Here is a 25,797-nt window from a genome sequence, read left to right on the forward strand (position 1 = left end):
GGTGCTACTCTGGCCCTCGTCGAGCACGCCAGCGCGGCCTTCCTGCCGGATCGCTGGACTCGACCTCGGAGATGCCGAGCGGCCTTCCTGCCGCCGATGCGGGTCACGTCCCGCCGGTTCCCGATCACACCGGCCATCGCGCCGGTTCTCCGAATCCGCTGAGCGGCCCAGTACGGCTTCGCTGCCGTCCACGATGGCCCGGATTCGCACACCTCCACGGGTGGGGGCAGCCTGCGGCAACCGGTCGGATGCCGACATTGCAGGCTCCCCACCCGTGCCGGCCTTCGTCACCAGCTCGACGAGCGCGAGAGGACACAACCATCGGCGGGACGTGACGTGGCACCACCACGAACCTGCCCTCCGGCGTCAGCCGCCTCCCGGCGGTGCCAGGAGACACGACGAACACCACCAGCGGACCAACGTCCACAGCTGGTGGTGCTTCGTCTCCCGTCCCTGCCACCCACAGAGGAGAAGACCGTGTCCACCCCGCTCACCCTGTACCGACTCGGCGTCGCCAGCGGCCGTGACGCCCAAGCCCTGCACCGCGCGGTCACCCCGGAGTTTTCCGGCTGGCTTGAGCACACCGCCGCTGCCGGCGGCTGTGCCCGGCCAATCCGACTCACTGGCACCATCGCGGCCGTCGAGACGACCACCGGCCGCATCACCGGCCAACTCCGGACCGACGAACTGCCCGACCAGGGCGCTCTACAAGGCGTGCGGCAACCGCCGCGAATCGCAGTGCCGAGACTGCGCCTGGGTCTACGCCGGTGACGCCTACCAAGTCGTCCGCTGCGGCCTGACCGGCGGCAAGGGCGTACCCGACTCGGTCGGCCGGCACCCGGTCGTCTTCGCCACCTTCACCGCCCCGTCCTTCGGCCCAGTCCACCATCGGCACGTCGCCCGCCACACCTGCGCCAACCGGCAGCGCTGCGACTGCCGGCCCACCCCCTGCCGCGCCCGAAGTGCCGCCGGCACCTGCCAGCACGGGCAGCCCGCAGCCTGCTTCGCCCGCCACGACACCGACGATCCGCAGCTCGGGCAGCCGTTGTGCCTGGACTGCTACGACCACGACCACCAGGCCGTCTGGAACTACTTCTCCGGAGAACTGTGGCGGCGCACCAAACAGGCCATCGAACGGCACCTCGCCGCGCTGTGCCGACGTCGCGGCATCCCATTCGTCCAGGTCGTCACCGGCTCTGGGAAGGTGCGCCGGGTGCCGCCGATGCGGGTGTCGCACGGCAAGGTCGCCGAGATGCAGCGCCGGGCGGCCGTGCACTTCCACGTCCTGCTACGCCTCGACGGTGTCGCCCCCGACCCGGATGCACTCGTGCCGCCGCCGGCCGGCATCACCGTCGACGACCTGGACGCCGCCGTCCATGCCGCCGCGCGGCAGATCGCCGTCACCACACCTCCGCATGCCGACCGGCCGCAGGGCTGGGTGGTGGCCTGGGGTGAGCAGGCCGACGTCCGACGGATCAACGCCGCCGACGGCGAGTTGACCGACGGCAAGGTGGCCGCCTACCTGGCCAAGTACGCCACCAAGGCCACCGAATCCACCGGGCGCTCCTTCGCCCGGCTCACCCCGGCCACCGTTGACGACTACGCCGATCCGGAAGGCGACCATCTCGCCCGCCTCATCGACGCCTGCTGGCACCTCGGCAGGCCCATGGGCACCCACACCGCCAGCGGCGCCACAACGGCCGACGACCGTCAAGGCAGCCTTGACACCCAACCGAACGCCTACGCCAGGCTGCGCCGCTGGGCGCACATGCTCGGCTTCGGCGGCCACTTCCTCACCAAAGCCCGCCGCTACTCCGTCACCTTCGGCCTGCTCCGCGACACCCGCGCCACCTACCGTCGCGAAGAGGACGATGACATCCCCGGCACCGTCACCGTCGGCACCCTCACCTACGCCGGCTCCGGATGGCTCACCGAAGGCGACGCGCTCCTGGCCAACACCGCCGCCGCCCAGCGCCGTCAGGCCAGACGCATCGGCAGGGAAGAACTCGCCCACGAAGCCTGGCTCACCGGGGCCGCCGCATGAGCCGAGACCTCACCCCGCGCTGGTACTCACCCGTCGAGGTCGCTGTCCTGCTCGGCTTCGGCATCTCCAAGGTGAAGATGAAGATCGCTACTGGGGAGCTGCGCTCTATCAAGGACGGCAAGTACCGCCGCGTCCTCCCGGAGTGGGTCGACGACTACATCCGCGAACAGGTCGAGCGCCAGGAGGCTGCCTGATGCCCGGACGCGCACGAGCTAACGGCGAAGGCTCCATTTTCCCCTACCGCAACGGCTTCGCCGCCTACGTCTGGGTCACCAAGCCGGACGGCAGGCGCACCCGGAAGTACGTCTACGGCAAGACCCGCGAAGCAGTACACGACAAGTGGATCAAGTTGCACCAGGAGGCCAAGGCCGGGCCGGTGGCGACCAGCGTTCCGACGGTTGGCAGCTTCCTCACCTACTGGCTGACCGAGATCATCGAGCCGAACCGCGCGCCCCTGACCTACGCCACCTACGAGACATTCGTTCGCCGCTACATCTCCCCCGGCCTCGGCGGCAAGCGGCTCGACCGGCTCCAGTCGCGAGACGTGCAGACCTGGATCAACCAGGTGGCCCGCACCTGCCAGTGCTGCGCCCAGGGCAAGGACGTCGCCCGGTCGAAGCACAAACGGCGCTGCTGCGCCGTCGGTCGCTGCTGCCAGGCCGCCCCGTCGACGCGCACGGTCAGCGACATCCGGGCCGCGCTGCGGGCCGCCCTCACGCACGCCCAGGCCGAAGACCTCATCACCAAGAACCCGGCTGCGGCGGTCACCCTGGCCACCGTTCGCCGCCGCCGGGGCAAGTCGTGGTCGAGCGACGAGGCGCGCAAGTTCCTCGAATCGGCCCGCGCCGGCGAGGACCAGCTCTACGCCGCCTATGCCCTGGTCCTCGTCACCGGCCTGCGCAAGGGCGAGGCCCTGGGACTGACGTGGGAGGACGTCGACCTCGACGCTGGGGAGCTGACCATCGGTCGCCAACTGCAGCGTGTGCGCGGGCAGCTCCTGCACCGCGACACCAAGACTCAGGCGTCCGACGCCATCCTCCCCCTGCCCGACATCTGCCTGACCGCTCTCAAGCTCAGACAAGAGCAACGCGATGAGGCTGAAGCAGCCGCCGGAAAGGCGTGGCAGGAGACCGGACTGGTATTCACCACTCGCTACGGCACACCCATTGAGCCGCGCAACTTCCAACGGTCGTGGCAGGCGAGGTGCGAGAAGGCGGGAGTCAAACCGATCACCGTCCACGACGCCAGGCGCACCTGCGCCACGCTGCTCGCTGACCTCGACCTCCACCCCAGAGTCGCCATGCAGGTGCTGAGGCACGCCCGCTTCTCCGTGACGATGGAGATCTACACGCAGGTATCAAACAAGGCGACTAGAGACGCCCTCAAACGCCTTGGCGATTCACTCGGTCACTGACGCCGTTGCTGTACTTGGCTGCTGTACGACAGCAGAAAGGCCACCTCCCGAATCCGGGAAGCGGCCTTTGACTTGCGAAAACTGAGAGTGGGCGATGCTGGTACCGACCCAGTGACCTCTTCGGTGTGAACGAACGGCTCGGCTCAACCGGCAATGTCCACGACGACCTTGCCCTCGGCGGTGCCGCCGGCGACCAGGTGGTGGGCGTCCATGACCGTGTCGAGCGTGAACCGACGCCCGTCCAGTCGGGGGCGCAGCGCGCCGGCATCGGCCAGCGTCGCGATCTCGCGCAGAATGGCGCCGTGGTGTTCGCGGCCCCGCCCGGTGAGCATCGGCAGCAGAGTGAACACGCCGGAGTAGGTCGCGCCACGGAACGACAGCGGAGCGAGCGAGTGTGAGCCCCAGCCCAGCGCGCTGACGACGTGCCCGAGGTAGGTGCGGACCGCCGCGAACGACGCGTCGAGCGTCGCGCCACCGACGTTGTCCACCACGATGTCGAATCCCTCCCCGCCGGTGTACCTCTCGACGTACTCCTCGACAGTGCTCGTGGTGTAGTCGATCGGCACGGCGCCCAGGCTCTCGATCACCCGCATGCTCGCCGGCCCGCCGGTGGCGTACGCCTCGGCGCCGCGGGCCTGGGCAAGTTGCACGCCCACGTACCCGACCCCGCCGGCACCGCCGTGCACCAGCACCTTCTGCCCGGCACGGACCCCAGCCCGGTCGACAAGCCCCTCCCAGGAGGTGACCGCCGCCAGTGGCAACGCGGCGGACTCCCGCATCGAGAGGCTCCTCGGCTTGTGGGCCAGCAACCGGGCGTCCACTGCGGCGTACTCGGCAAGCGAACCCTGGAGGTCGCCGACGCCCCCGCACAGCCCGTACACCTCGTCCCCCGGCTCGAAGCCGGTCACGTCCGCGCCCACCGCCGCGACGACACCGGCGAGGTCCAGGCCGAGCACCGCTGGCACCTGGACACGCGCGTGCGCGGCCTTTCCAGCCTGGATCTTCGTGTCGAGCGGGTTGACCCCGCTGGCGACGATCTGCACCAGCACGTGACCGCGCTCGGGGGTGGGTTGATCGATCTCCTCGACCGTCAGCGGAACGTCGAACTCCCGCAGCACCGCAGCACGCATGGCAATCCACACTCTCCGTGGTCGAGACGTCACGTGGACGGTATCCGACCGGATTGCCGGCCGGGGCGGCTTCCTCGGTGACCCGCGCCGGCGTCCGCCGGAACTTTTGGCCGGCCCGGCCGACCACCCGGATGCCACAGGTCACGGCTGATCGGCTTTTGCCATCTGAGGAAAAAGTTCGTCACCTCTTGTAAAAAGTCTCGGCACAGTGAGGATATTCAGATGCGTCGTCACCCTCAGATTCCTGGGCGGGTGGTCTCGGGCCTCCTCGCGTTCCTCCTCGCCTCGGCTGTCGCTCTGCTCGCACCCGCTCAGCCCGCCGCAGCTCACGGGACCCTCGCCGAGTCCACACCGGCGGGAGGCGCCACGGTGCGCGAGCCGGTGACGTCGGTGCGGCTGTTCTTCACCGAGAAGGCCGCCGCCAACGCGTTCTTCACGATCACCGCCCCGGGCGGCACCCGTGTCGACAACGGGTGGTCGCAGGGGGAGCCGAAGCCACTCGACAAGCCGGTACGCGAGTACTTCCTGGTCAACGGGCAGTTCGAGCCACGGGAGTACACGACGGGGTTCCCCGCGGTGGTGTCCGTCGCCCACCTGCCCGCCAAGGGTCAGTATTCGGTGAGCTACCTGTCGGTCGCCTCGGACGGCGATACCGTGCGGGGCACCCTGACCTTCCGCTACGACGGGCGGGTGACGGCAGCGCCGAAGGGGTGGAGCCCGCCGTCGACCCAACCGGACCCGGCGCTGGTGGCCGCCACCGAGCAGCACAACACGTCCGGGCAGGCCTCGGCGGTGCCGACCACCGCGGCCGATCCGACGACCCCGCCGGCTGCGGCGGCCCCGTCGACCGGGTCAACCGAGGAGAGCGGTTCCGGGGCGCTGGCCTGGGCCGGCTGGGCGGCGGCGGTCGCGGCGGTCGGGGCGCTGGCCGGGTTCATCGTCTGGCGTCGCCGATCCGCCGGAACACCCGCTGGCCAGGGCCGTGCCTCGGCGGCGACCTCCGGCCGAGGCGGCGGTGGTGCCCGTACCACGAACAGGACTGGCACTGGCAAGACCGTCGGCGGCAAGGCTGCCGGGGACAAGCCCGTCGGGGGCAAAGCCGGCGGGGGCAAGGTCGGCGCGGCGACCGGCGTCGTCGCGCGTACCGCGAGCGACAAGCGGCGGGCTGCCACCGTGCCGGCGGCGCGCAAGGGCAACACGGTCGTCACGGCCCGCACGGGCGTTGCTGTCGATCCGACGCCCACCGATCAGGCGACCAGGGCCTTCGCCAGTACGGACGGCGAGCCGACGGTCGACCCCGGACCACGGCCCGACACGGACCTCGCCGCCGCGACGCCTGGGTCCCGGTTGAGCAACACCCACCTGGCGCTGTTCGTCGGCGGTCTGGTGCTGGCCCTGCTGGCCGGGTTCGGGTTGGCCCGTATCGGCACCTCCGACGAGAGTCCCGCGACCGGCAACGCACGACAGTCAGCCGGTGGACCGCCCGCCTCGGGCCAGGTGGTCTCCGCGACCGACGGGCACCAACACCCGGCCGGTACGGGGCCGCACACGCATCGGGGTGACGACGCGACTGGCGCAACGCTGGCGACCGGCACGACGGTCAGCGCCGGTGGGTACACCCTGCAACCGCTGGAGCGGTCCCAACCCTCTGGTGTACGCGCCGACTACCGGTTCCGTATCGTCGGGACCGACCGGCAGCCGGCAACGACCTTCGCGGTCGTCCACGACAAGCCGTTGCACCTGATCGTGGTGGGCCGCGACCTGACCGGCTACCAGCACCTGCACCCGACAATGGCGCCCGACGGCACCTGGAGCGTGCCCCTGACGCTGGCCCGGCCCGGCGGCTACCGCGTCTACGCCGACTTCTCCGTCACCGCGGCCGACGGCACGCAGCAGCCTCTGGTCCTGGGCGTCGACCACACAGTGCCCGGCGCGCACAGCCCGACCGCACTGCCGCCGGCACAGGCGCAGACGAAGGCTGGTCCGTACACGGTGTCGATGACCGGCACCCCGACGGTGGGGGTGACGGCGCCGATGCACTTCCAGGTCAGCGCTGACCCGACCGTACCGGCGCAGGTGGAGCCGTACCTGGGCGCGTACGGGCACCTGGTCGTGGTTCGTGAGGGTGACCTCGGCTACGTGCACGTCCACCCCGAGCCGGAGCTGGTCGACGGGACCGTCAAGTTCTGGCTGACCGCGCCGAGTTCAGGCCGGTACCGGGCCTTCTTCGACTTCCAGATCGCCGGCAAGGTGCACACCGGGGAGTTCACGATCAACGTTCAGTGAGCCCGGAACTTTCTCCCAGCTGCGGCCGACCACCCTCCCAGCCGCAACCTTCGGAGGAAGAACACATGCGCACCACCAGCACGAACGCTTCACGCCGCCGCTCGGCAGCCATCCTCGCCGCCGCGATCCTGACGGTGGGCGTCGCCGGTTGCGGCTCGTCCGACTCTCCGTCGCAAGCGCAGGCGGGACCGCCCGCGCCGACCTCGGCCAACCCGGACGCTGGTGTGCTCGGCATTCGTGACCCGTGGGTGAAGGCGGCCGACAAGGGCATGACGGCCGCCTTCGGGACCCTCGTCAACGACGGCGACACCGATGTCACTCTGACGAGTGCCACGACGTCCTTGTCGCCGATGGAGCTGCACGAGATGGCCATGAAGGACGGCAAGATGGTCATGCGGCAGAAACAGGGCGGCATCGTGATCAAGGCCGGGAGCACGCACGCCCTGGAGCCCGGCGGCGACCACCTGATGCTGATGAACCTCACCAAGCCCGTTCAGGCGGGCGACGAGCTGACCTTCACCCTGACCTTCGCCGACGGCAGGACCCAGCAGTTCCGCGCCATGGCCAAGCCGTTCACCGGCGCGCAGGAGAGCTACGCCCCCGGGCACGGCGAGCCGATGCCCGGCATGAGCGCCACGCCGGAGATGAGCATGAGCCCGGCATCGTGACGCGGAGACCACCTGTCCGACCGCTGAGCAGGCGTGGTCTGCTCACCGGCGGAGCACTTGCCGCCGGCGGAGCCCTGGCCGGCGGTGCCGCCATCGCCGCTACCAGTGTGGGGAGGGCCGGGCCACCGCCCGCGACGGTTGCCGACACGACGCCAGTGGCGTCAGTCGGCGGCCTGGTCGAGCCGTTCCACGGCGCTCGGCAGGCCGGGGTGGCCACCGAACCGCAGGCGCACGCGTCGTTCGTGGCGCTCACAGTGCGGGTCGGCGTCGACCGGGCCGCGCTGGGTCGGATGCTGCGGCTGCTCACCGACGACGCCGCCCGGCTCACCCAGGGCCGACCTGCGCTGGCCGACACCGAGGCCGAACTCGGGCTGCTGCCGGCACGGTTGACGGTGACCTTCGGCTTCGGGCCGGGCCTCTACCGGGCGGCCGGCGTCGACGACCGCCGGCCGGCATCGGTCACCGAACTGCCGTCGTTCCGCATCGACCGGCTTCAGCCGGCCTGGTCCGGTGGTGACCTGCTGCTCCAGATCTGCGCGGACGACGCGATCTCCGTCGCCCACGCCCAGCGAGTCCTGATCAAGGACAGCCGACCGTTCGCCACAGTGCGGTGGGTCCAGCAGGGCTTCCGGCGCAGCCCCGGTGTCGAGCCGGGCGGCCACACCCAACGCAACCTGTTCGGTCAGCTCGACGGCACCGCCAACCCCCGACCCGGCGCGCCCATGGACACCGCCCTCTGGGTCGCGGACGGCCCGGCGTGGCTGCGCGACAGCACCACAGTGGTGCTCCGCCGGATCAGCATGAACATGGAAACCTGGGACCTGCTCGGCCGCAGCGACCGCGAGCTCGCCGTCGGGCGACGGCTCGACACCGGTGCACCGCTCACCGGCACCGCCGAACACGACGAACCCGACTTCGCCGCCACCGACGCCGACGGCCTCACCGTCATCCCCGACTTCTCCCACCTGACCCGCGCCCACGTCACCGACGACCGGCTGAAGATCCTGCGCCGGCCCTACAACTACGACGGGGCGCCGACGGCGGAGGGCCACGCGGACAGCGGATTGATCTTCACCTCGTACCAGGCCGACATCGCCCGACAGTTCCTGCCCATCCAGCGCCGGCTGGCCGACCGGGACCTGCTCAACGAGTGGACCACGCCGATCGGTTCCGCTGTCTTCGCCATCCCGCCCGGATGTCAACCGGGCGGTTGGATCGGCGAGCAGGTGCTCGGATGACGACGCCAACCGGAGTTCCGTCATGACCGTGCCGCCGTCCCGCCGTACCTCCGTCCGGCTCGGCGCGGCGGTGCTCGCCGTCCTCGTGGCGGTGCTCATCCCGGCCGGGCCGGCCTGGGCGCACAACTCGCTGAAGACGGCCACGCCCGCTCGGGACGCGACGGTGCCGAGCGCACCGACCGAGGTCACGCTCGAATTCATGCAGCGAATCGACGCGGCGTTCACCACCATCGTGCTCACCGACGCCGCCAAGCGGAAGCTCCCCACCGGCGAACCGGTGGTCACCGGAGCGAAGACCACGATCCAGGTGACCGACACCCTGCCGAACGGGACATACACGGTCGCCTACCGGGTCGTCTCCGTGGACGGGCACCCGGTGCAGGGCTCCTACCCGTTCACTGTGGCCGATCCGACGTCCAGCGCCGCGCCGGTTGCCAACGTCCGCGCGTCAGCGCCCACCCCGTCCGTCGCCGCACAGTCCGGCGGTGGTCCGAGCGTCGGTGTACTCGTCGCGGCCGCCGCGCTGGCCCTCCTCGTCCTGCTGACGGCCGGGCTGCTGTGGCGGCGGGCGGCCCGGCGCTGATCCGACCCGCCCTCGTGCGGTCCGCCCGCCGCCCGGGTCATCGGGAACCGACCCTCGGGAACCGCCGGCGTCTCTCCCCCGACTACCAGTCAGGGCCGACGCGACACCTCACCGGGCGACCAGACCAGTACGGGAAACAGCCTCGGACGCTTCCCGACTCTTCGATCGGATCACCATGTCTCTCACCGAACTGTCCGGCACGCCGACGCCGGAGCCCGCCACCACCACCGAGAAACCGGCCCGGCCCGCCCGGCGCACGTCACCGTTCGGCGCGCTGCTGCTGCGGCTGCACTTCTACGCCGGCATCCTCGTCGGCCCGTTCCTGCTGGTCGCCGCACTGACCGGCCTGGCCTACACCACAACCCCGCAACTCGACGCGATCCTCTACGGCGACCAGCTGACCGTCGCCCAGGTGGGTGACCGTCAGCTCCCGCTGGCCGAGCAGATCGGGGCCGCGCGCAACGCGCACCCCGACGGCAGCATCACCACAGTGCAACCCGGCGACGGCGACCGGACCACCACTGTGGTGTTCTCCCTGCCCGAGCTGGGCGAGAACCAGCACACCGTCTACATCAACCAGTACACCGGCGAGTCCCAGGGGCAGCTCACCACCTGGTTCGGGTCCACGCCGGTGACCACCTGGCTGGACGATCTGCACCGCCACCTGCACCTGGGCACGGTGGGCGAGCACTACTCCGAACTGGCCGCGAGCTGGCTGTGGGTGATGGCGCTCGGCGGGGTCACCCTCTGGTGGCGTCGACGCGGCGCCGCCCGCGCTGCCGCCCGGCACCTGCTCGTGCCGGACCTGTCCACCGGTAAGGGTGTCCGCCGCACCCGGGGATGGCACGCCACCACCGGCATCTGGCTCACCGTCGGACTCCTCTTCCTCTCGGTCACCGGCCTGACCTGGTCCCGCTACGCCGGCGCGAATTTCGCCGCCGGCCTCGACGCGCTCAGCGCCCGCACCCCGGAGATCTCCACCAGCCTCACCGCCGGTTGGCCCGCCCCTGCCGAGACCGGTGGGGGCCACGAGCACGGTGCCGCCGGGGCGGGCGGGGTTGTCGAGTCGGCGGCCTTCGACCGGGTCCTGGCGGTCGCTCGCGGCGCGGGCCTCTCCGGGCCGGTCGAGATCAGCCCCGCGCAGGAGCCGGGCTCCGCCTGGACCGTCACGCAGGTCGACAACACCTGGCCGGTCAGGAAGGACCGCATCGCCGTCGACCCGGCCTCGGACACGGTGACTGCGCGCAGCGACTTCGCCGACTGGCCAGTGCTGGCCAAACTGAGCGGCCTCGGCATCCAGGCCCACATGGGGATCCTCTTCGGCCTGGTCAACCAGATCCTGCTCGCCGCGCTCGCCCTCGGCCTGCTCTGCGTCATCTTCTGGGGCTACCGCATGTGGTGGCAACGCCGACCCACCCGCGCCGACCGCCGTGCGTTCGCCGGCACGCCGCCAGCTCGCGGCAACGTACGCGGGCTGCCGCTCTGGGCGCTGCTGATCGGGGTGCCGGTGACCGTGGCGATCGGCTGGACGCTGCCCCTGCTCGGGCTCACAGTGCTCGCTTTCCTCACCATCGACGTGGTGGTGGGTGCGGTGTCTCGACGCCGACGGCCCGCCGCGGCTCCCACCTCCCCGGCACCCGCGGGGAGCTGATCCACCGGACCGGCCGTCCGTCCGCCGACGGACGGACGGACGGACGCTTCGCTCAGATCACCACCTGTTTGGTGTTCGGCAGGCTGTCGACGATCGACCTCTGCACGTTGATCGTGTCGGCGATGACCTCGTGCGGCGTGTTTGCCATCCACTGCATCACCGAGATGTCCTCGAACCGGGGATGGCGGAACATTTCCAGGAACACCAGTGGCTCGTCGCCGGTGTTCTCGATGTAGTGGCCGTACGCGAACGGGACGTAGCCCACGTCGCCGGCCTGGAAGTCGAACGTCCGGGCCGCGGCCTGCGAGGCGAAGACACCCATCCGCCCGGTTCCGGAGATGTAGTACTGCCACTCGTCGGTGGTGGGATGCCAGTGCAACTCGCGCATCCCTCCCGGCTCGACCTCCACCAGGGCCGCGGCGGTGGTCACGGAGGCGGCGAAGTTGGTCGAGTCGGTGATCCGGACCGTTCCGCCGCGGAATCGCTGCGGGGTCTGCGCGAGCATCCGGTGCTTGAAGCTTCGTGGGATGTCGCCGGTCGGGCTGACCACCCGGTCCTGTTGCAAAGGTGGTGGGACGTCGCCCTGGAAGATGTACTTCTCCCGCTCGGGCAGGTTCTCCATCTGTTCCAGCGTCCAGCCGAAGTTCTTGGCCAGCACGTGTCGCGGGGTGTGGGCGAAGAAGTCGCTGAGCAGGAAGGTGTTGTTCTCCGAGAACGCCCCGTCGTCGAAGACCAGCAGAAACTGCGCGCCGTCTTCCAACGCCTGGATGTTGTGCGGCACGCCCTGCGGAAAGAACCACAGATCGCCCGCCTTCACGTCCTCGATGAAGTTGCGGCCCTCGTGGTCGACGGCGCTGATCCGGCAGCTGCCGCTGAGCATGTACGCCCACTCCGACTGCTGGTGCCAGTGGATCTCCCGGTACGCGCCCGGCTCGAGACCGAACTGGACGCCGGACAACTGACTGGCGATCGGCAGGTCGCGGTTGGTGACCTCCCGGGTCCAGCCGCCCTTCTCCACCCGGGTGTGCGCCTGTGAGAACGAGAACTTGAGGTTGGGCACCAGTCGGCTGTCGGTCGTCGGTGGAACCAGGAGGTCCGGGTTCTGCCGCTCGAGCTCGACGTTGCGCCCTGCGAGGGGCGGGGCGCCCTGGTCGCCGCGCCGCGGCTCGGGATCGCTGTTCGCCATGATCGCTGTCTCCTCACTCGGGTTGGATCGGATGGGGAGCGGGAACGGACCCGCCCCGCAGCCGTAGCCGCGACGAGATCCCCAGCAGGGCACGCAGCCCGGGCCAGCCGCACTGGACCACGATCGCGACCGGGATCGCCGCGGCGGTCGCCATCAGCACCAGGCGGGTCCACGCCGGAGCGTGACCACCCGCCCCGGTGCTGGCGTAGAGGACGAAGATCAGCAGTACGACCCGAAGCCGACGCAGGCCGGGAAGTTCGGTGAGTTGGGCCATGATTCGATGATCGGCGGCGAACGCAGCCCGTCGCATCACGTGATCGCGCCATTACCACCTGCGGAATCCCGGACGGTGGTGGCCATTCGGCGCAATCGGCGTCGGTTCGGCGATCTGGTCGCCCGTACCTGCCGCCGTGGCTAGGCTCGGTCGCAGGACGGCCTTTCGACGCGCCTGGTAACAACCGGGGAGAACGCCATTGTCCGAATCACCCTTCAACTGTGGAACGCTTCCGGCCGACGACATCGCCGCCGACGCCGAACAACGACGGCACCGGCTGTTTGCCACGGCGGACCAGCTCCGGCTCGCCGGACGCGGGATGGAGGCGCTGCACGTCCTGGCCGCGGAGATCGCCACGAGTCGCAGCGGCGAGCGCCATCGCGTCTTCCTGCTCGGTCGCCTGGCGCAGATCGTGGCACTGGAGCAGCCGACCATCGCCCTCGCCGGTCTGCGGGAGGCGCTGAACCTCCGACTGGACGCTCCGAGCCGCGGCACAGTGCTCGCCCTTGTCGCCACGGTCGCGGCCCGCACGGGACATCCGGACACCGATGCCCTGCTGCGCGACGCGGGCACCGCGCACGCCGCTTCGGGTGATCAGGCGTCCGCTCGCCATCTCGCCCTCGCCCGGGCCGCACGCTCGCTCGGGCACGGTGATCTGCCGGGTGCCCAGGCTGTGCTGGCGGCCCTGGACCCGGACTCCTGGGCGGCACGCGCCGACGCCGAGTCCATCCGGGCGGAGCGGATCCTCGTGCAGCTGGGTCTGGGCCGGTACCAGGACGCGCAGGCCGCGACCCGCCATCCGCCCGAGGCGACGGATGTTTCACTCACCCGGCTGACCGCGCTGGACTGCCTGCGCATGGTGACTGTGGGAGAGCTGCCCGAGGCGGCCGCGCTGGCCGTCACGACGCTCAGCTCCGGCTCTGTGGACCTCAGCAGGGAGGTGCGTGCTCTGTTGGTGGCGGTGATCGGCGAGGTCCGCTACCGCCGAGGCGAACACGACGATGCCCGGGCCATCCTCCGCGCCTGCCTCGCCGAGGACCGATGGCCGGACCGTTCGATGTGGACCTTGGCGTTCTGTGTGGCGGTGCGCGACACCGCCCTCAGCGCCCCGGCCGACCTGCTCAGCACTGTCGTCGCCGACCTGCACCGGTCGGTCCGGTCACTGGTGCCAGTGCCGCACTTCGGCCCCCGACTGGTACGCGCGGCGGTGGCGGCCGACGACACCCGGGCCGCCCGCCGGGTCACCGAACTGGTCGAGCTGGTCTCCACCCGTACTCCGGTGCCGCTGTGGCACGCGCTGGCCGATCAGAGCCGAGGGTTGCGCGACGACGACCCGGACGCCCTCCGGTCGGCGGTGGACCGGCTGCGCACCACCGCCGCGCGGCCGGCGCTGGCCGACGCGTTGCTCGACCTCGCGAACAGTCCCCGAACGCGGTCCGGGGAGGCACGCGATGCCGCGCACGAGGCGGCTGTCCTCTACGCCCGGATCGGCGCTCCTGGCGACCAGGCGATCGCGGACCGGCGCTGCGCCGACCTCGCCGCCACACCGCGCCACCGGCAGTCGATCGACGAGCCGTTAAGCCGGGGCATCGGCGCGCTCACCCCCGCCGAGGAGCGGGTGGCCGAGATGCTCGCCGCGGGTGCCACGAAGAAGGAGGCGGCCAGGAGTCTCTTCGTCTCCTTCCACACCGTGGACACCCAACTCCGCTCCATATACCACAAGCTGGGCATTCACAATCGGATGCAGTTGGTACGGGCCTGGGAACGGACCAGACGATAATCAGCCGATGACCGCGCCAGCCGACCTGACCCCGCTCGCCGAAGCCGTGGAGTGCGAATTCATGCACTCCTACGAGTCGCAGGCGCCCGGGCCCACGTACACCGATCTCGGGATCGCGACCACCCGCATCGGCGGCGGTGTCGCCCTCGCCATGCGCAACGATCCCTCCGGAGGGTACTGGAACAAGGCCCTCGGCTTCGGCACCACCGAGCCGTTCACGGTGCAGACCCTGGATCGCGTCCTCGACTTCTACCGGGAGCAGGGCGTCGACCAGGCAGTCCTTCAGCTCGTGCCGTCGGTGCTGCCGGCGGGCTTCGACGAGGTCGCTGCCGCGCGCGGGCTTGAGCCAGGAAGCACCTGGGTCAAGCTCGCCGCCCGCCCGGGCGACGTCGCCGCGACGCAGACCCGTCTGCGCGTCGCCCCGGTGCCGGCCGCCGAGGCGCGGCGCTGGGCCGACGTGCTGCTCACCGGGTTCGGCATGCCGACCGGTGGGCTCACCGACATGCTGGCCGCGACTGTCGGCCAGCCGGCGTGGCGACCGTACGCGGCCTGGGACGGCGGCGAGCTGGTCGCGGGCGGCAACCTGTTCCTGCACGGCGAGGCCGCGTCGCTCAACGCCGCCGCGACGGCCACCGGGCACCGCGGCCTCGGGGCGCAGTCGGCGCTGATCGCCGCCCGCGCCCGAGCCGCGGCCGAGGCGGGATGCCGGTGGCTGTTCGCCGAGACCGGCAAGCCCGCGCCCGATCAGCAGAACCCGTCGCTGAACAACATGCGGCGGGCCGGACTGGTGCCGCTCTACGAACGCCGCAACTGGGTCTGGCGAGCAGCTTCCTGAACCCGCCCGCCGGAGTCACTTCTCGCTGTCGAGCATCGCCATCATGGTGGTCGCGTACCGCTGGCCGGAGGCGGCGCCGGCCGGCACGGCACGCTCGATCTCGTCCAGTGCGTCCTGGTCGAGCACCAGGCCGACCGCAGCCAGCGACTCGGTCAGCCGGTCGCGCCGCCGCGCCCCGACCAACGGCACGATCTGTTCGCCCTGTGCTGCCACCCAGGCGATCGCCACCTGGCTGGTGGTCGCCCCCAGCCGCTGCGCGACCCGGCCGAGCGCGTCCACCAGGCGCAGGTTGGCGGTCAGGTGTTCGCCCTGGAACCGAGGGCTGTTGGCCCGGAAGTCCGTGCCGGTCAGCGCACGGTCCGCCGACCAGTGGCCGCTGAGCAGCCCTCGGGACAGCACCCCGTAGGCGGTCAACCCGATGCCCAGCTCCCGCAGCGCCGGCAGAATGGTGGCCTCCGGGCCCCGGGAGAGCAGCGAGTACTCGATCTGGACGTCGCTGATCGGCGCCACAGCCGCGGCCCTGCGGATGCTGTCCGCGCCTACCTCGGAGAGCCCGATGTGCCGGATGTGGCCGGCCTGCTGCATCTCCAGCAGCGCGCCCACTGTCTCCTCGATCGGCACCTGCGGGTTCAGCCGCGACGGCCGGTAGATGTCGATGTAATCGGTGCCCAGGCGTCGCAGGGAGTACGCCAGCCGGTCCTTCACCGCCGCCGCCGACACGTCGTACGGTGCCGCCTGGAAGCCGCCGTCGGGTGTCCGGCGTGCGCCGAACTTCACGCTGAGCACCACCTCGTCCCGGCGACGCTCCCGCAGCACGCGGCCGATCAGCATCTCGTTGTGACCCGACCCGTAGAAGTCCGCGCTGTCGATGAGGTTCACACCGGCGTCGATCGCCGCGTGCAGCGTCGCGACGCTCTCCGCCTCGTCGGCCGGCCCGTACAGGTCGGACATACCCATCGCGCCGAGCCCGATGATCGACACCTCCGGCCCGGAGGTGCCCAACCGTCGCCGTCGTAGACCCGTCATGTCCCTCGTCCCCTTCGGTCGTCGCGGTGCGTCGTGACAACCAGGCACCGCTGTGTACGCTGTGTCCATATAACCAGCGAGTAGACAGCGTGTCCATATAATCGGGAGGACCAGTGGCCGAGCTCACGCCGAATGCCCAGACGCCGGCGCGCCGTGGTCGCGGCCGCCGCCCCACCGATCAGGTACGCGCGGAGATCCTCACGGCCGCCGGTGAACTCCTGCTGGCCGAGGGCATGGCCGGCTTCACCATCGAGAAGGTCGCGGCCCACGCCGGAGCCAGCCGGATGACCATCTACAAGTGGTGGCCCTCCAAGGGTGCACTCGCCCTGGACGGCTACTTCACTGTCGTCGCACCCACCCTGGCCTTCACCGACACCGCCGACATCGTCGCCGACCTGACCAACCAGCTCGTCGCCTTCGTCCACCTGGTGCGGGACACCACCGCCGGGCGGGTCGTCCGCCAACTCATCGGGCAGGCGCAGACCGATCCGGAACTGGCCGCCGCCTACCGCGAGCGCTACTCCGGACCCCGACGAGCCCTCGCCGTCGAAACCCTCACCAGGGCGATGGCCCGGGGGCAGCTACGCGCCGACATCGACCCCGAATCCGTCGTCGACCAACTCTGGGGCGCCTGCTACCACCGACTTCTCATCGCCGACCTGCCGCTCACCGAGGAGTTCGCCCGCACCCTGGTCGACAACCTCATCCGCGGACTGCGCTGACCGACCAGCGGTCAGGCCGCCCTGCCACGCCACTGGTCGACCGGGCCCCGCGGGCGACCGCCCGACCAAACATGAAGATCATGTTCAATCGATGCTAACGTCACTGATCGATGCCCCTCCACTTCGACCTGCTCGGGCCGCTGACAGTGTCACGGGACGGCCGACCGGTCGCCCTCGGATCGACGAAACAGCAGCTGGTGCTGGCCGCTCTGCTGCTACGCCCGGGTGAGGCGATCTCCGCCAACGAGCTGATGACGATGGTGTGGGGCGACCAGCCGCCCGCCTCGGCCGCCGCGAACCTGCGCACCTACCTACGGGGGCTGCGCCAGGCACTCGACTGTGCGGCCGGTGAGCGCCGCCGGATCCTCACCACACCGTGCGGCTACCTGCTTCGCGTCGAGCCGGACGAGCGGGACGTGGACCGGTTCGACGCGGCGGCGGCGCGCGGACGGGCAGCGCTGGCTGCCGGCGACCCGGCGGCGGCGCAGCCGGAACTGGCCCACGCGCTCGGCATGTGGCGGGGGCCCGCCTTCGCCGGGCTGCCGCTGCCCCGGCTCCTCACCGGCCGGGTCGCGCGGATCACGGAGCGGCGGCTGCTGACCGAGGAGGACCACGCTGCGGCGCGGCTCGCGCTCGGCGAGGCGGCCCAGGTGATCCCCCGGTTGCGGGCGCTGCTCGACCGTCACCCACTGCGGCAACGGGCCTGGTCCCAACTCATGACCGGTCTCTACCAGATCGGCGACATCGCTGGGGCTCTGGCGGCGTTTCAGCAAGCCAGGCGGGCGCTGGCCGAGGAGACCGGGATGGACCCCGGCCCCGAGCTGACCCGGTTGCATGACGACATCCTGCACCACCGCCTCGGCAAGCAGGCCGCGGCGACCGGGCCGACGGACGACGCGTCGGCCGGGGCGGCACCGGACCGCCCTCAGCAACTACCACTGGCCCTACCCGGTTTCGTCGGGCGCACCGCCGAACTCGACCTCCTCGACGCGACCCTCGGCGCCCGGCCCGCACAGCCCACCACCGTGGACATCGTCACCATCAGCGGTATGGCCGGCGTGGGCAAGACGACGCTCGCGCTGCACTGGGCCCATCGGGCCGCCGACCGCTTTCCCGACGGCCAGTTGTACGTCAACCTGCGAGGCTACGACGACGCGGACGCGGTGTCCCCCGCCGACGCCCTGGTCGACTTCCTCGAGGCGCTCGGCGTACCGGTCGGCCGCATCCCCAGCAGCGTCGACGCTCGGGCCGGGCTGTACCGCAGCCTGCTGGCCTCACGTCGGATGCTCGTCGTCCTCGACAACTCGCGCGACGCCGACCAGGTACGGCCGCTGCTGCCCGGCGTGGGTCGGTGCGCGGTCCTGGTGACCAGCCGTGACCAGCTCAGCAGTCTCGCCGTGGCCGAAGGCGCACGACCGTTGACGCTGGCGGTGCTGACGGCCGCCGAGTCGACGAGGCTGCTCCGCAGCCGGCTGGGCGACGACCGGGTGGCGGCGGAACCGGCGGCGGCCAGCGAGGTGATCGAGTCGACCGGTCGCCTCCCGCTCGCCCTGTCCATCGTGGCGGCCCGGCTGACCGCCCGGTCCACCTTCCCGATCGACGCCGTCGCGGCCCAACTACGCCCGTCAGAGTCCCGGTTGGAGCAACTGGCCGACGGGGACGTCCGCCGAATCTTCTCCTGGTCGTACCGGGCGCTGAGCAGCGGGGCGGCCCGCCTGCTGCGCCTGCTGGGCCTGCACCCGGGCCCCGACCTGACCGGAGACGCCGCCGCCGCGCTGCTCGGCCGACCCCGGGCGGCCGTCACCCCGCTGCTGAAGGAGCTGACCCGGCTGCACCTGCTGACCGAGCACCTACCCGAGCGGTACGCCCTGCACGACCTGCTCCGGTCGTACGCGGCCGAACTGGCCCAGGCATCCGACGTGGCCGAGGAGCGACAGGCCGCCGCGCGCCGGATGTACGACCACTACCTGCACAGCGCCCATCCCGGCGCGGTGTTGCTCCAGCCGACCTGGGCACCCACCGAGCTGGAACCACCGATGCCGACGAACGTGCACGTGCCGATGCCCGACCGGGTCGCCGCGGCGGCCTGGTTCCACGCCGAGCACCCCGTTCTGCTGCGGGTGCTGCGTCAGGCCGCGGAGACCGGCTTCGAGCGGTACGCCTGCCAGCTCGCCTGGGCCCTGGCCGCGTACCTCGCGCCTCGGGGCATGTTCCAGGAGCAGCTCGCGGCCCAGCAGGCGGCGCTCGCAGCGGCCCAGCGGGTCGGTGACATCCGGGCGCAGGCGCAGGCCAGTCGGATGCTCGCCCGCGCGCTGATGCGGCTCGGCGACCAGCACGCGGCCGAGCACCACGTGCAGCGGGCGCTCGAACTGTACGAACAGCTTGAGGACCTGGACAGCCTGGCGCTGATCCTGCGGCAGTACACCGAGCACTGCACCCAGTACGGCCGGCTGGACGAGGCGCTCAAACACAGTGCCGAGGCGCTGCGGGTCTCGCAGCTCATCGGCAACCGGTACGCCGAGGCGCGCGCGCTGAACGTCAAGGGTTACCTGCACGCCCTGACCGGCGACTACCACCAGGCCGTCGTCGACTGCGCCGAGGCGCTGGCCGAACAGGAGGCGATCGACGATCGCGTCGGGCAGGCCGCGACGTTGGACAGTCTGGGCTTCGCGTACCACCGGCTCGGTGACCCGGCCAGGGCGGCGGTCTGTTACGAGCAGTCGGTCCAACGCTTCCAGGAATCGGCCAACCGGTATCACGAAGGGCTGACCCTCGTCCGGTTGGGCGAGGCGCGCGAGGCGATGGCGGATCCTCCGGCCGCTGCCGAGGCATGGCAGCGGGCGATCCGGATCTACGACGACCTGGGCGACCCCGCCGCCGACGTGGTGCGGCAGCTGCTGGCACGCGTCGCGCCCGGCCACCCCGGCCCGATGACCCCGCCCGAGTGAGACGCCCGACTACAGCGGTCGGGCCGTCTGGAGCTGGTCGCGGATCAGCGCCTCGTAGTAGCGCCCGTGCGCGATCAACTCGTCGTGCGTGCCCTGCTCCACCAGGGAACCCTCCTCCATCACACCGATCAGGTCGGCGTTGAGCACGGTGCTCAACCGGTGCGCGATGACGATCCTGGTGCACGACAGCGCCGAGAGGACCTCGTCCACCCGACGCTCGGTGACCACGTCCAGGTGGCTGGTCGCCTCGTCGAGCAGCAGCAGCGGCGGGTTGTGCACGAGGGCGCGGGCGAGGGCCAGCCGTTGCCGTTGGCCGCCGGAGAGCCCTCCGCCGCCCTCGGTGAGTCGGGTCTCGTACGCCATCGGCATCGCCATGATCTCGTCGTGGATCTGCGCGCGCTCGGCGGCGAGAATGACCTCGTCGTAGGTCGCGGCCGGGTGCCCGAGGGAGATGTTGTCGCGGACGGACCCGGCGAACAGGGCAGGCTCCTGGGTGACCATGCCACACCAGCGTCGCAACTCGCGGAAGTCGAGGTCCTGCAGCAGACGCCCGTCGAAGCGGACCTCGCCCTCAGTGGGCACGTACAGTCCGATGATCGTCTTGGCGAGCGTCGTCTTGCCCGAACCGGTCCGCCCGACCAGCGCCACCTTCGCGCCGGGCGGGATGGTCAGGTCGACTCCGCGTACGGCCCAGGCGGCGTTGGCGCTGTAGCGCATTCCGACTCCGCTCAGTGTCACCTGCCCGGAGATGCGGCCCGGTGGCTGGGACGTGGACCGGTCCTGCTCGGCGGCCTCGTCCATCACGTCCCGGATCCGTTCCAGGTGGGTGCCGACCGTCTGTAGTTGACGAGCCGTGTTGACCAGGCCCATCAGCGGGGTGAGCACGGCCGCGGCGAGGGCGTTGAGCGCCAGCATGGTGCCCAGCGACATCGCGCCGGCGACGACCTGGTGCGCGCCGACCCACAGCAGGAGCAGCGGCGATCCCATCCGGAACACCCCGAGCGTCGCCTCCAACCCGGTCTCCAACTGACGGCGGTGCAGCGAGGCGAACTGCCGGGTCTGGAACAGCCCGGACCAGCGGCCGAGGACCTGCTGCTCGGCGCCCATCGCCTTCACCGTCTCGGCGCCGGCCAGCACCTCGACCGCGTAGTTCTGCTCCTCGGCCTGCGCGGCGATGTCCCGGTGCGTGCGTTCCCGCATGGCCCGGTACGTCGCCACTATCGCGCCGAGTTGCAGCAGGCCCAGGCCCAGCACCAACCAGGCGTAGAGCGGCGTGAACGCCAGGAGCATGCCGATGTAGACGACGACGAACAGTCCGTCGAGGACGAGGGACATCGTCTGGCTGGTGACCAGGTCGCGGATGACTGTGTTGCTGGACATCCGCATCAGCAGGTCGCCGCTGCTGCGCAGTTGGAAGTAGGAGTACGGCAGGGCGAGCAGGTGGTCGAAGAAGCGCCGCATCATGGTGTCGTCCATGCGGGCGTGCAACACGTTGAGAGCGGCACCTCGGGCGTAGGTGCCCACCCCCTGGGTGGCCAACAGCAGGAGCATGCCGAGGCCGAGGACGGTCAGGGCCTCGACCTGCCCCTTCCCGATCACCGTGTCGACCGCGAACTTGGTGATCAGTGCGGGCAGCAGCACCGCCAGTTGGAGCAGCAGCGAGACGACCAGGACCAGGCCGAGCAACGGACGGGAGAACGTCAGCATGCTGCGGGCGAACCGCAGCGAGGCCAGCCGTCCCGGGCTGGAGCGTCGCTCGAACTCCTCGCCCGGGGTGAGTTCGATGGCGATTCCGGTGAACCCCTCGCCGAACTCTTCGCGGCTCATCCGCCGCCGGCCCATCCCCGGGTCGACGACGACGGCGCCGCGTCGGTCCCACCGCTCCAGCACCAGATAGTGCCGGAAGTTCCAGTGCACGATCGCCGGCAACCGCAGCTGTGGCAGTCCGTCGATGTCGACGCTGACACCTCGGGCCCGCATCCCCGTCCGGCGGGCGAGTTGGGTCATCTGCAACGCCGTGGCCCCGTCACGGCCGATGCCCAACTGCTCGCGGCACTCGGCGACAGAGGTCCACCGCCGGTAGGAGCTGAAGACCATGGCCAGGCACGCGGCACCGCATTCGGTGGCGCTCATCTGGAGCATGATCGGCACCCGGCGACGTGGTCGCAGCCAGCTCATCGTCATCGGAGGACCCCCTCAACGCCCGGCACCAACTCCAGCAGTCTGGGGTTGGCGACCACGAGACTGAGCCGGCCGAAGCTCTCCTTCGCGTCTCCGGCGAGCCAGACGATGGTGACCGGCCGGGGCACCTCCGCCGGGATGTTCCAGCGCCGATCGGCGGTGTCGTCGACGACCTCGGCCCGGACCACCCGCAGTGTCGACCGGCCACCCTCCTGCACGAGGGTGACCTCCGTGCCCGGCGCCGGCTCCGGACTGAGGCGTCCGGCGAACATGGAGACCCGATTCGGCCCGTCGGCACCGATCACGACGCCGTCGACAGTCCGTGGCACCCGCATGACCGCCGCGAAGCCCACGCCGATCAGCAGCAGCACGGCGAGCGCGACCAGCGGCCGTCGTGAGGACCGGATCGGGCTCCGCGCCGGGCCGTCGTGCACGCCACCGCGGTAGGTCGCCAACGCCTGCGGCCGGTACGGCCAGAGCTGCTGCTCAGCCACGCGGGTCACCGCCCACCGACTGAACCGGAGGCTCGACCAGCAGGATCGACGGAACCCGCTCCGGCAAGGCCAGACGCAGCAGGTTGTAGCCGATGCCGGCGATGCCGCTCATCAGGCCCGGAGTCTCCGCACCGAGCGGAACCCCACACAGCCAGCCGTCCCGGTCGATGTAGTCCAGGATGCTGGCGGCCACCAGCTCGGCCTGCCGGGCGGCGTCCTCGTCGCCACGGACCCGTGCCGCGGCCAGCAGGGCCTCGACGTTACCGAGGTCGCCGTGGCAGATGCTGTGGTTGCCGGTGCCCGTGATGACCTCGCCGGTCAGGCCGAACCGCAACATGCCCGTGCTGGCGTCGGCGAGGTCGCGGTCGAGCAGTTCGTGGTCGTCGACGTAGCCGGCGAGGTCGGCGCGGGCGAGCGCGATGCCGGGCCCGCCGTGGCACCAGGCGACCATCGAGTACCGCTCCGGCGTGGTGTCGCGCAGGTCGAGCCAGCACATGTGCTCCGGGTCGAAGGCCGAGCGTTCGTAGCGCATCGCTCCCTCGACCAGCGGCAGATGGTCGCGGTTGCCGAGGGCCCGGTCCAGCCGGGCCAGGGCGACCGCGATGCCGGACCCCCCGTGTGAGAAACCCGCCAGCGGCCGACTCGGGTTCACCGCGCCCGCCCAGCCGATCCCGTCGCCGGCCGGCTCCGCCTTGTCCCGCAGGATCCGGGCGAACGTGCGGGCCGCGTCGAGGACCGGCTCCGACGGCCGTGCCGCGTGCAACGCCAGCAGCGCGAGGATCGCTCCGGCCGCGCCGCTGATCACGTCGTACGCCTCGTCCTGCGGCGCGAGGTGCAGCAGGACGGGCACGATGCGTCCGGCGGCGTCCAACAGGTCCTCGCGCTGCCACAGGGCACCCAGGTGACTCAACGCGTACAGCGGTCCGCCCAGCTCGTTGAAGGCGCCGACTGTGAAGTTCTCCAAACTCTCCGTCGGCGTCTCGTCGAGCAGGTCGATCTGACGTACCAGCATGCCGGCGGCGACCTCGGCGGCGCTGCGGAAGCGCTGCTCGCCGCTGACCTCGCCGAGGTAGCCGAGGAACATCGCGATCCCGGACAGCCCGCTGTAAAGGTCGATCCCGACCGGGCCCAGCTGCCAGATCTTGTCGGCCACCAGGGTGTGCCCGAGCCAGGCGATCGAGTCCTCGCCGGTGTCGGCCGACAGCAGCAGCCGGTCGCCGGCAGCGCACGCGGCGGCGATGAACCGGTCCACATCGGCGGGAACGGTGGCGGCGGTGACCTGGTACTCCGACCACTGCCCCTGACTCTCCACGCCCATCGTCAGCGCCGCGAGCGAGCTACGCAGGATCCAGGTCTGCTGGGCCAGGTGGGTTTCGGAGAGGGCGCCGATGCGCTGCCGCGACCGCTCCAGGCCGCTGGTGGGCAGCACCCCGGCGACCACCGAGCCGTCTCCGGCGACGAAGTCGTGCGAGGCGGGCGTCGTGCTGAAGAACGGGATGTCGCCGCGGCTCAGCTGTGCCTGCTCGGCGGTGGCGATCCGGGCCTCGGCCCCGGGCCACTCCTCCTGCAACCAGAGGAAGCTGAAGAACCGCTCCCGGTCCAGCGCGTTGCGCAGCAGGTCGGGGTGGCGGCTCTCCTGCAGCAACTTGCCGTAGGTGCGGGTGGCGCGCAGGATCACGCGTACCTCGTCACCGGCGAACGCGGCCACCGGCCCGTCCGGTGCCAGCAGTTCGTCGCGGTGGCGGTGCAGCAGCCGGTAGGTCTGCTCGAACCCGGCCATGATGTCGGCGCTGAAGTCGAGGGTGTGGTGTGCCGTGTCACTCAGGCTGGGGAGGTTCTGCCCGCCGCCCATCTCGATGCGCTTGCGGACCAGGCGCATCTCGTCGGTGCCGGACTCCTCCCAGGTGGCGACCGGGGTGGGCGTGAGCTGCCCGGCGGTGCCGGCCAGGCCGCTGAAGTCGACGCCGCCGACGCCGTCGTCGTCCTGGTAGATGATGGGCCGGGGCAGGAGCCCGACCTCCAGGACCGACTCCCGCATCGTCCGGAACGACTCCGCCGAGACGCCGATCTGCTGGTCCGTCTGCTCGCCCTGCGGGTGGAAGAGGGCTTCCAGGTCGACAAGCATCGGGTGCTCGCCGGCGGCGATGATGTTCTCCAGGTGGAAGTCGACGGCCGCGAGGCTGTGCAGCAACGCCAGGTAGCTGCCCTGCCGGGTGTAGAAGCGGCGCAGCGCGTCGTGATCGGCGCAGGGCCCGGCGGCGACGAACTCCGACCACCCGTAGTCACCGCGGTCGAGCACCCACATGGTGCGTAGCGACGGCTGTGCGCCGCGCGTGTTGAGCCAGTCCAGCAGTTGCTGGAAGTGCAGCTCGACCTGCAGGCCTCGGGGCTTGTAGACGGCGCGGGCGCCGTTGGCGAAGCGGACGAACCCGACTGAGCGACCGCCGCGGTGTGAGTCACCGGCACCGAACGACACCTCGGTCACGCTGCCCAGCTCCGCCGGGTCGCCCAGCCGGGCGGTCAGCGCTGTGGCGTCCGCGACGAGGCGCTGGGCGAACTCGACCCGGGCGTCCACCCAGTTGTCGATGAGGATCGTCGCGTCCCGGGCCAGCACCGGGTACTCCATCAGCACGTCGAGCGTGTACTTCGGGTCGCGCAGCCGCCGGGCGAAGTCCTCGAAGCGCTGCTGCGAGGTCTCCCCCTCCAACTGCCCCTGCACACGCAGGACGTTGAGTTCCAGCACGAGCACCCGGCCGACGAGCAGGTTGATCGCCCCGTAGGGCGGCTCGCAGAGTTGGTCGGCGAGCAGGTCGGCGTCGAGGTGTGGTCCCGGCGCACCCGCGCAGGCCGCGTACACCGCCTCGCGTACCCGGCGGACACCGTCGTCCACCAGCGGGCGCACCAGCTCGACGAACGCGGCGTGCGGGTGCGGCTCGTGGTGGTGGTCGTGGTCATGGTCATGGTCGTGCCCGTGCTGGTCGGCGGCACCGGTCTCGCCCGGCCGGTGGTTGCGCCAGGCGCGTTCGATGGTGCGCACGTAGTCCGGGATGTCGGCGAACCTGCTGCGGACCGTCTCCGGCGTCTCGCCGAGCACAGTGGTCAGGGTGGGCTCGTCGAGGTCGAGGGCGTCGAGCCAGCTCTCGAACAGGTCCGTGTCACCGGCGAAGACCGGTTCGTTCTTCCACCGATCGAGCCGGAGCCGCCCCCGGTCCTCGTCCGCCGAGCCGGTCGGCGCCGCGCCGCCGAGCCTCTCCGGCAGGGAGTACGCCAGGTACCAGCAGGGGTTCGAAACGTCCACCGGGTCGTGGCCGGGCAGGTGCGACTGCGTCATCGGGGT

The 25,797-nt window shown here is 71.1% G+C and carries 18 protein-coding genes and 1 pseudogene; 12 read left to right on the forward strand and 7 right to left on the reverse strand.

The annotated features are described in order from the left end of the window. Positions 1–477 precede the first annotated feature (477 nt). From AB0K35_RS02435 to AB0K35_RS02445, 3 genes and pseudogenes are all read left to right on the forward strand, one after another. Positions 478–2,044 (forward strand): annotated as a pseudogene (locus AB0K35_RS02435) (replication initiator). Beyond that, positions 2,041–2,238, forward strand: a complete 198-nt coding sequence (locus AB0K35_RS02440) for an excisionase family DNA-binding protein (RefSeq protein WP_363883221.1) — start codon at positions 2,041–2,043, stop codon at positions 2,236–2,238. The pseudogene AB0K35_RS02435 and the gene AB0K35_RS02440 overlap by 4 nt, the downstream one beginning before the upstream one ends. Next, positions 2,238–3,458 (forward strand): site-specific integrase, encoded by a 1,221-nt coding sequence (locus tag AB0K35_RS02445; RefSeq protein WP_363883223.1) that lies wholly within the window; start codon positions 2,238–2,240, stop codon positions 3,456–3,458. Before AB0K35_RS02440 ends, AB0K35_RS02445 begins: the two co-directional genes overlap by 1 nt. A 143-nt stretch (positions 3,459–3,601) precedes the next feature. Here the strand turns inward: AB0K35_RS02445 and AB0K35_RS02450 are convergent, their stop codons facing one another. Then, positions 3,602–4,588 carry a zinc-dependent alcohol dehydrogenase family protein gene (locus AB0K35_RS02450; RefSeq protein WP_363883225.1) on the reverse strand — a complete coding sequence of 329 codons (987 nt, stop codon included), beginning with the start codon at positions 4,586–4,588 and terminating at the stop codon, positions 3,602–3,604. 222 nt (positions 4,589–4,810) lie between these two features. On the opposite strand from AB0K35_RS02450, the gene AB0K35_RS02455 reads away from it, so the two are divergent. The 5 genes from AB0K35_RS02455 to AB0K35_RS02475 all read left to right on the forward strand — a co-directional run bounded on the left by AB0K35_RS02455 (position 4,811) and on the right by AB0K35_RS02475 (position 11,014). Continuing rightward, on the forward strand, positions 4,811–6,874 hold the full coding sequence (locus tag AB0K35_RS02455) for a copper resistance protein CopC (protein ID WP_363883227.1): 2,064 nt from the start codon (positions 4,811–4,813) through the stop codon (positions 6,872–6,874). A gap of 65 nt (positions 6,875–6,939) precedes the next feature. Further along, positions 6,940–7,542: a copper chaperone PCu(A)C gene (locus AB0K35_RS02460; RefSeq protein WP_363883229.1), complete on the forward strand. Its 603-nt coding sequence runs from the start codon at positions 6,940–6,942 to the stop codon at positions 7,540–7,542. Between the two features lie 23 nt (positions 7,543–7,565). Continuing rightward, positions 7,566–8,780, forward strand: a complete 1,215-nt coding sequence (locus AB0K35_RS02465; RefSeq protein ID WP_363883760.1) for a Dyp-type peroxidase — start codon at positions 7,566–7,568, stop codon at positions 8,778–8,780. A gap of 22 nt (positions 8,781–8,802) precedes the next feature. Beyond that, positions 8,803–9,363: a copper resistance protein CopC gene (locus AB0K35_RS02470; RefSeq protein WP_363883231.1), complete on the forward strand. Its 561-nt coding sequence runs from the start codon at positions 8,803–8,805 to the stop codon at positions 9,361–9,363. A gap of 175 nt (positions 9,364–9,538) precedes the next feature. Beyond that, positions 9,539–11,014 carry a PepSY domain-containing protein gene (locus AB0K35_RS02475; RefSeq protein ID WP_363883233.1) on the forward strand — a complete coding sequence of 492 codons (1,476 nt, stop codon included), beginning with the start codon at positions 9,539–9,541 and terminating at the stop codon, positions 11,012–11,014. 52 nt (positions 11,015–11,066) lie between these two features. Here the strand turns inward: AB0K35_RS02475 and AB0K35_RS02480 are convergent, their stop codons facing one another. After that, the gene (locus AB0K35_RS02480) at positions 11,067–12,200 is read right to left on the reverse strand and encodes an oxalate decarboxylase family bicupin (protein ID WP_363883235.1); all 1,134 of its coding nucleotides are present in this window, start codon (positions 12,198–12,200) and stop codon (positions 11,067–11,069) included. A gap of 13 nt (positions 12,201–12,213) precedes the next feature. After that, the gene (locus AB0K35_RS02485) at positions 12,214–12,474 is read right to left on the reverse strand and encodes a hypothetical protein (RefSeq protein WP_238667793.1); all 261 of its coding nucleotides are present in this window, start codon (positions 12,472–12,474) and stop codon (positions 12,214–12,216) included. 199 nt (positions 12,475–12,673) lie between these two features. On the opposite strand from AB0K35_RS02485, the gene AB0K35_RS02490 reads away from it, so the two are divergent. Both AB0K35_RS02490 and AB0K35_RS02495 read left to right on the forward strand, forming a co-directional pair. Next, positions 12,674–14,254: a helix-turn-helix transcriptional regulator gene (locus AB0K35_RS02490; RefSeq protein WP_363883237.1), complete on the forward strand. Its 1,581-nt coding sequence runs from the start codon at positions 12,674–12,676 to the stop codon at positions 14,252–14,254. A gap of 7 nt (positions 14,255–14,261) precedes the next feature. After that, positions 14,262–15,089: a hypothetical protein gene (locus AB0K35_RS02495; RefSeq protein WP_363883239.1), complete on the forward strand. Its 828-nt coding sequence runs from the start codon at positions 14,262–14,264 to the stop codon at positions 15,087–15,089. A 15-nt stretch (positions 15,090–15,104) separates the two neighbouring features. Here AB0K35_RS02495 and AB0K35_RS02500 read toward each other — a convergent pair whose 3' ends face one another. After that, positions 15,105–16,115 (reverse strand): aldo/keto reductase, encoded by a 1,011-nt coding sequence (locus tag AB0K35_RS02500; RefSeq protein ID WP_238667796.1) that lies wholly within the window; start codon positions 16,113–16,115, stop codon positions 15,105–15,107. A 113-nt stretch (positions 16,116–16,228) separates the two neighbouring features. On the opposite strand from AB0K35_RS02500, the gene AB0K35_RS02505 reads away from it, so the two are divergent. Further along, positions 16,229–16,837: a TetR/AcrR family transcriptional regulator gene (locus tag AB0K35_RS02505; RefSeq protein WP_238667797.1), complete on the forward strand. Its 609-nt coding sequence runs from the start codon at positions 16,229–16,231 to the stop codon at positions 16,835–16,837. 110 nt (positions 16,838–16,947) lie between these two features. Continuing rightward, positions 16,948–19,785: a BTAD domain-containing putative transcriptional regulator gene (locus AB0K35_RS02510; protein WP_363883242.1), complete on the forward strand. Its 2,838-nt coding sequence runs from the start codon at positions 16,948–16,950 to the stop codon at positions 19,783–19,785. A 9-nt stretch (positions 19,786–19,794) separates the two neighbouring features. On the opposite strand, the gene AB0K35_RS02515 is transcribed toward AB0K35_RS02510, so the two are convergent. The 3 genes from AB0K35_RS02515 to AB0K35_RS02525 are packed head-to-tail and all read right to left on the reverse strand — an operon-like array spanning position 19,795 to position 25,791. Continuing rightward, positions 19,795–21,969 (reverse strand): peptidase domain-containing ABC transporter, encoded by a 2,175-nt coding sequence (locus AB0K35_RS02515; RefSeq protein ID WP_238667799.1) that lies wholly within the window; start codon positions 21,967–21,969, stop codon positions 19,795–19,797. Beyond that, positions 21,966–22,460, reverse strand: a complete 495-nt coding sequence (locus tag AB0K35_RS02520) for a hypothetical protein (RefSeq protein WP_238667800.1) — start codon at positions 22,458–22,460, stop codon at positions 21,966–21,968. The genes AB0K35_RS02515 and AB0K35_RS02520 overlap by 4 nt, the downstream gene beginning before the upstream one ends. Next, positions 22,453–25,791, reverse strand: a complete 3,339-nt coding sequence (locus AB0K35_RS02525) for a type 2 lanthipeptide synthetase LanM family protein (RefSeq protein ID WP_238667801.1) — start codon at positions 25,789–25,791, stop codon at positions 22,453–22,455. Before AB0K35_RS02525 ends, AB0K35_RS02520 begins: the two co-directional genes overlap by 8 nt. Positions 25,792–25,797: the final 6 nt, after the last annotated feature.

Source organism: Micromonospora sp. NPDC053740 (assembly GCF_040677775.1).
Taxonomy (GTDB): Bacteria; Actinomycetota; Actinomycetes; order Mycobacteriales; family Micromonosporaceae; genus Micromonospora; species Micromonospora alfalfae.

What these genes read in the sequence shown, in the direction of transcription:
- AB0K35_RS02440 (WP_363883221.1), top strand. Translation starts at nt 2,041, where the DNA reads ATGAGCCGAGACCTCACCCCGCGCTGGTACTCACCCGTCGAGGTCGCT.
- AB0K35_RS02510 (WP_363883242.1), top strand. Translation starts at nt 16,948, where the DNA reads ATGCCCCTCCACTTCGACCTGCTCGGGCCGCTGACAGTGTCACGGGAC.
- AB0K35_RS02445 (WP_363883223.1), top strand. Translation starts at nt 2,238, where the DNA reads ATGCCCGGACGCGCACGAGCTAACGGCGAAGGCTCCATTTTCCCCTAC.
- AB0K35_RS02470 (WP_363883231.1), top strand. Translation starts at nt 8,803, where the DNA reads ATGACCGTGCCGCCGTCCCGCCGTACCTCCGTCCGGCTCGGCGCGGCG.
- AB0K35_RS02450 (WP_363883225.1), bottom strand. Translation starts at nt 4,588, where the DNA reads ATGCGTGCTGCGGTGCTGCGGGAGTTCGACGTTCCGCTGACGGTCGAG.
- AB0K35_RS02500 (WP_238667796.1), bottom strand. Translation starts at nt 16,115, where the DNA reads ATGACGGGTCTACGACGGCGACGGTTGGGCACCTCCGGGCCGGAGGTG.
- AB0K35_RS02455 (WP_363883227.1), top strand. Translation starts at nt 4,811, where the DNA reads ATGCGTCGTCACCCTCAGATTCCTGGGCGGGTGGTCTCGGGCCTCCTC.
- AB0K35_RS02460 (WP_363883229.1), top strand. Translation starts at nt 6,940, where the DNA reads ATGCGCACCACCAGCACGAACGCTTCACGCCGCCGCTCGGCAGCCATC.
- AB0K35_RS02525 (WP_238667801.1), bottom strand. Translation starts at nt 25,791, where the DNA reads ATGACGCAGTCGCACCTGCCCGGCCACGACCCGGTGGACGTTTCGAAC.
- AB0K35_RS02485 (WP_238667793.1), bottom strand. Translation starts at nt 12,474, where the DNA reads ATGGCCCAACTCACCGAACTTCCCGGCCTGCGTCGGCTTCGGGTCGTA.
- AB0K35_RS02495 (WP_363883239.1), top strand. Translation starts at nt 14,262, where the DNA reads ATGACCGCGCCAGCCGACCTGACCCCGCTCGCCGAAGCCGTGGAGTGC.
- AB0K35_RS02480 (WP_363883235.1), bottom strand. Translation starts at nt 12,200, where the DNA reads ATGGCGAACAGCGATCCCGAGCCGCGGCGCGGCGACCAGGGCGCCCCG.
- AB0K35_RS02475 (WP_363883233.1), top strand. Translation starts at nt 9,539, where the DNA reads ATGTCTCTCACCGAACTGTCCGGCACGCCGACGCCGGAGCCCGCCACC.
- AB0K35_RS02515 (WP_238667799.1), bottom strand. Translation starts at nt 21,969, where the DNA reads ATGACGATGAGCTGGCTGCGACCACGTCGCCGGGTGCCGATCATGCTC.